The 4,480-nt window shown below is 73.6% G+C and carries 4 protein-coding genes; 2 read left to right on the top strand and 2 right to left on the bottom strand.

Translation table 11 applies throughout. The features are described from left to right. Positions 1 to 35: 35 nt before the first annotated feature. Positions 36 to 1,856, bottom strand: a complete 1,821-nt coding sequence (locus ACFV5N_RS25125; protein WP_385604026.1) for an ABC transporter ATP-binding protein — start codon at positions 1,854 to 1,856, stop codon at positions 36 to 38. Beyond that, positions 1,853 to 3,625 carry an ABC transporter transmembrane domain-containing protein gene (locus tag ACFV5N_RS25120; RefSeq protein ID WP_385604024.1) on the bottom strand — a complete coding sequence of 591 codons (1,773 nt, stop codon included), beginning with the start codon at positions 3,623 to 3,625 and terminating at the stop codon, positions 1,853 to 1,855. The genes ACFV5N_RS25125 and ACFV5N_RS25120 overlap by 4 nt, the downstream gene beginning before the upstream one ends. 199 nt (positions 3,626 to 3,824) lie before the next feature. Between ACFV5N_RS25120 and ACFV5N_RS25115 the strand changes: the two genes are divergently transcribed. Together ACFV5N_RS25115 and ACFV5N_RS25110 are read left to right on the top strand one after the other, a co-directional pair. Continuing rightward, positions 3,825 to 4,193, top strand: coding sequence for a metalloregulator ArsR/SmtB family transcription factor (locus ACFV5N_RS25115; protein WP_019434496.1), 369 nt, complete (start codon positions 3,825 to 3,827; stop codon positions 4,191 to 4,193). Positions 4,194 to 4,202: 9 nt separating this feature from the next. After that, the gene (locus ACFV5N_RS25110) at positions 4,203 to 4,385 is read left to right on the top strand and encodes a DUF6886 family protein (RefSeq protein WP_385604029.1); all 183 of its coding nucleotides are present in this window, start codon (positions 4,203 to 4,205) and stop codon (positions 4,383 to 4,385) included. The last annotated feature ends 95 nt before the right edge of the window (positions 4,386 to 4,480 follow it).

Raw genomic sequence — 4,480 nt, 5'->3', positions numbered from 1 at the left:
GCCCCTGCTCCGGTCCCGCGCCCTCCAGCCGGTCCTCAGCGGACCGGGCGGCCCGCCTCGTCCTCCCGGGACGGGGAACCGTGCCAGGAACGCCACAGCGCGGCATACGCCCCGTCGGCGGCCACCAGTTCGTCGTGGCTCCCCAGCTCGCTGATCCGGCCGTCCTCCACCACCGCGATCACATCCGCGTCGTGCGCCGTGTGCAGCCGGTGCGCGATCGCGATCACGGTACGGCCGTCCAGCACCCGCCCCAGCGAACGCTCCAGATCCCGCGCCGCACGCGGATCCAGCAACGACGTCGCCTCGTCCAGCACCAGCGTGTGCGGATCCGCGAGCACCAGCCGGGCCAGCGCGATCTGCTGCGCCTGCGCCGGTGTCACCGCCACCGCCCCGGACCCCACCTCGGTGTCCAGCCCCCGCGGCAGCTCCCGGACCCAGCCGTCCGCGTCCACCGCGCCCAGCGCCGCCCACAGCTCCGCGTCCGTGGCACCCTCCCTGGCCAGCAGCAGATTGTCGCGCAACGGCCCCACGAACACATGGTGCTCCTGGTTGACCAGCGCCACCTGCTCCCGTACCCGCTCCGGCGGCATCCCGGCCAGCCGCGCCCCGCCCAGCGTGATGTCGCCACTGCCCGGCGCGTAGATCCCGGCCAGCAACCGTCCCAGCGTCGACTTGCCCGCGCCCGAAGGACCCACCAGCGCCATCCGGGTCCCCGGCGGCACCCGCAGCGACACATCGTGCAGCACGTCACGGCCCGCCAGATAGCCGAACCGCACCTTGCGCGCCGACAGTTCCCGCCCCTCCGGCGTCAGCGACGCGTCCGCCTCCGTGTCCTCGACCTCCCGCACCCCGACCAGCCGGGCCAGCGACACCTGCGCCACCTGCAACTCGTCGAACCAGCGCACGATCATCCCGATCGGCTCCACCAGCATCTGCGCCAGCAGCGCCCCGGTGGTCAGCTGACCCACCGACAGCCAGTCGTTCAGCACGAAGACCCCGCCGAGCAGCAGCACCCCGGCGAAGATCAGCGAGTGGTAGACGTTGATCGTCGGGATCAGGATGGTCCGCAGCCACAGCGTGTACCGCTCCCAGCGCGTCCACTCGAAAACCCGCCGCTCCGACAGCTCCACCCGGGACGCCTCCAGACGGTGCGCCTCGATGGTCCGCCCCGCGTCCACCGTCTCCGCCAGCGCCGCGGCCACCGCCGCGTACCCGGCGGCCTCCGCCCGGTACGCGGCCGGCGCCCGGCGGAAGTACCACCAGCACCCCGCCACCAGGACCGGCAGCGCGAGCAGCGCCGCCAGCCCCAGCGCGGGAGCGGTCACCACGATCCCGCCGAGCAGCAGGCCCGCCCACACCACCGCGATCGCCAGCTGCGGCACGGCCTCCCGCATCGCCTGGGCGAGCCGGTCCACATCGGTGTTGATCCGGGCCAGCAGGTCTCCGGTCCCCGCGCGCTCCAGCACCCCCGGCGGCAGCCCCACCGACCGCACCAGGAAGTCCTCGCGCAGATCCGCCAGCATCCGCTCGCCCAGCACGGCACCGCGCAGCCGCACCATCCGGACGAAGAACGCCTGCACCAACAGCGCCACCGTGAACAGCGCCACCGTGGGCCCCAGCCGCAGATCCTCCACACCCGCCGCCAGATCCTGCACCACCCGGCCCAGCAGATACGGGCCGACCATCGAGGCGAGCACGGCCAGCGTGTTCACCCCCACCAGCACCGCGAACGCCCCCCGGTGCCGGTGCAGCAACTCCCGTACGTACGCCCGCACCGTCGCCCTGCCCGCCACCGGCAGTGTGGTGGCGTGCTCCACGGACGACGGATCGTACTCGGGCGGGGATACGCCGATCATGCCCTCTCCTCCGCGTAGTGAGTGGTCTGCGGCTCCCGGGTGACGACCGCCCGGTAGCCGGGATGCGCCGCCAGCAGCTCCCGGTGTGTCCCGTGCGCCGCGACCCGGCCCTCGTGGACGAACACCACGGCGTCCGCGCGGTCGAGCAGCAGCGGCGAGGAGGTGAACACCACCGTGCTGCGCCCGGCCCGCAGCCCGGCCAGCCCCGCCGCGATCCGCGCCTCGGTGTGCGAGTCCACCGCCGAGGTCGGCTCGTCCAGCACCAGGACCTCCGGGTCGGTGAGCAGCGACCTCGCCAGCGCGAGACGCTGCCGCTGCCCACCGGACAGCGAGCGGCCCCGTTCGGTGATCCGGGCCGCCATCGGATCGCCCTGCGGACCGGCCGCCGCACGGGAGAGCGCCTCCAGCACGTCCTCGCACTGCGCCGCGCTCAGCGCCTCCTCGACCGTGACCCGCCCGGAGGAGGGCACCGCGAGCAGATCCCGCAGCGTTCCCGAGAGCAGCACCGGGTCCTTGTCCTGCACCAGGACGGCCGTCCGTGCCGCCACCAGCGGCAGCCCGTCGAGCGCGACCCCGCCCAGCAGCGCCGAGGGCTCCTGCCCGTCGTGCAGCGGGTGGCCGCCGAGCCGCCCGGCGAGCCGCTCCGCCGTGTTCGGGTCCCCGCAGACGACGGCCGTCAGCAGACCCTCGCGGGCCACCAGGCCGCTGGCGGGGTCGCACAGATCCCCCCGCGGCGCCGCGTCCGCACCGCCGGCCGCGTCGGCCTGACCGGACTCCCGCAGCAGCCCCAGCACCCGCACCGCACGTTGGGCCGAAGGACGGGAGAAGGTGAAGGCCATCGCCGTCTCCTGGAAGAGCCGCAGCGGGAACATCAGGAACGTCGCCGCCCCGTACACGGTGACCAGCGCGCCCGCCGAGATCCGGCCCTCGCCCGCCATCGTGGCCCCCTGCCACACCACCGCGACCAGCAGCAGCCCCGGCATCACCACCTGCACCGCGTCGATCAGCGACCACATCCGGGCGCTGCGCACCGAGGCGGCCCGCACGTCCTGCGAAGCCCGCCGGTAGCGCTCCAGGAACAGTTCCTCACCGCCGATGCCGCGCAGCACCCGCAGCCCGGCGACCGTGTCCGAGGCCAGCTCGGTGGCCCGCCCGGACTTCCCGCGCTCGATGTCGGCCCGCCGTACGGCCGCCGGCAGCAGCGGCACGAAGGACAGCACCACGGCCAGCACACCCGCGGCCACCAGCAGCCCCAGCCGGGGCTCGAAGACGATCAGCCCGGTGCACACCGACAGGACCACCACCACGGCGGCCCCGAACCGGGAGACCGACTCGACGAACCAGCCGATCTTCTCCACGTCCCCCGTGGAGACCTTGACGACCTCACCCGCCGCCACCCGCTGGGTGAGCATGCCGCCCAGCCGGGTGGTCCGCCGGGCGAGCAACTGCTGGACCCGGGCCGCGGCCGTGATCCAGTTGGTGACGGCCTGCCGGTGCAGCAGGGTGTCCGCCAGCGTCATGGTCAGGGAGATGGCCAGCATGAGCAGACCGCTCAGCGCCAGGTCGCGGCCCGAGCGGTGCACCACCGCCTGGACCACCAGACCGAGCACCAGCGGCAGCAGCGCGATGCTCGCCTGGTGCAGGGTGCCCCACAGCAGGGCGCGGCTCTGGCCGCCCAGCTGATGGCGGAACAGCCACAGGAGAAAGCGGAAACCGGAACGTACGTCGGGTTCACCGGGGTCGGAATACGGCAAGTCGCGAATGTGCATGACATCCCAGAGTCGGTCCGTGCGGAACTGGGCAACCTGCCCAGCCTCACGGCGTGCGCCCGCGAAAAGCAACGGGTTTTTGCGGGCCCTCACCCGCTTTCGTCCCGGGGCGCGGCCGGCCGCCGATCACCCTTCCGCATGAGACGCCCGCCCCCGGCCGCGCTCCCGGCCACCCACTCGCGCCACGTACCATGCCCGAATGGGACATGGAGCCGACCGCCGGGCCGCCCCGGCCGCCAAACTGGACGCGGAGAGCGCCGCATCCGTCGCCGCGACCCTCCAGGCGCTGGCCACCCCTTCCCGGCTGCTGATCCTCGCCCGGCTGCGCGAAGGCCCGCTGCCCGTCACCGAACTCGCCGCCGCCGTCGGCATGGAACAGTCCGCCGTCTCCCACCAGCTGCGCCTGCTGCGCACCCTCAGCCTGGTCAGCGGCAGCCGCCAGGGCCGCAGGATCGTATACAGCCTGCACGACCACCACGTGGCCCAATTGCTGGACGAGGCCGTCTACCACATCGAACACCGCCGCCTCGGACTGCGCGACGACCACCCGCAGCCCCAGCCCTCCTGAGCCGGGCCGCTGGGCCCTGCCGGGCCGGTGGGTGATCTGCTGGAGCTGCACCGGGAGGCCGGGACCCAGCTGCGGGTCCTCGGCAACCTGTGGCCGCACCGGGCCGCCGTGACCGGCAGCAGCCTGGGCTTCAGCGGCATCCGGCTGCGTAATGCGAAGCCTGCCCCGGCCGATTCCGGCCCGGCGGGCTGATCCCCGTTCGGAAAAGTAATGCGCGAGGTGTTGACGCACGTCACCCGTGCTCCCACCATGAGGGGCATCCCCGCTGAGTGGGAGCGCTCCCATAC

Origin of the sequence: Streptomyces sp. NPDC059853 (assembly GCF_042731495.1) — a bacterium.
Classification (GTDB): domain Bacteria; phylum Actinomycetota; class Actinomycetes; order Streptomycetales; family Streptomycetaceae; genus Streptomyces.
The sequence above is the reverse complement of the archived record's forward strand: the minus strand, read 5'-3'. Positions and strand labels throughout refer to the sequence as shown.

Excerpts from the sequence above, each read along its gene's own strand:
- ACFV5N_RS25125 (WP_385604026.1), bottom strand. The coding sequence starts at position 1,856 with ATGATCGGCGTATCCCCGCCCGAGTACGATCCGTCGTCCGTGGAGCAC.
- ACFV5N_RS25120 (WP_385604024.1), bottom strand. The coding sequence starts at position 3,625 with ATGCACATTCGCGACTTGCCGTATTCCGACCCCGGTGAACCCGACGTA.
- ACFV5N_RS25115 (WP_019434496.1), top strand. The coding sequence starts at position 3,825 with ATGGGACATGGAGCCGACCGCCGGGCCGCCCCGGCCGCCAAACTGGAC.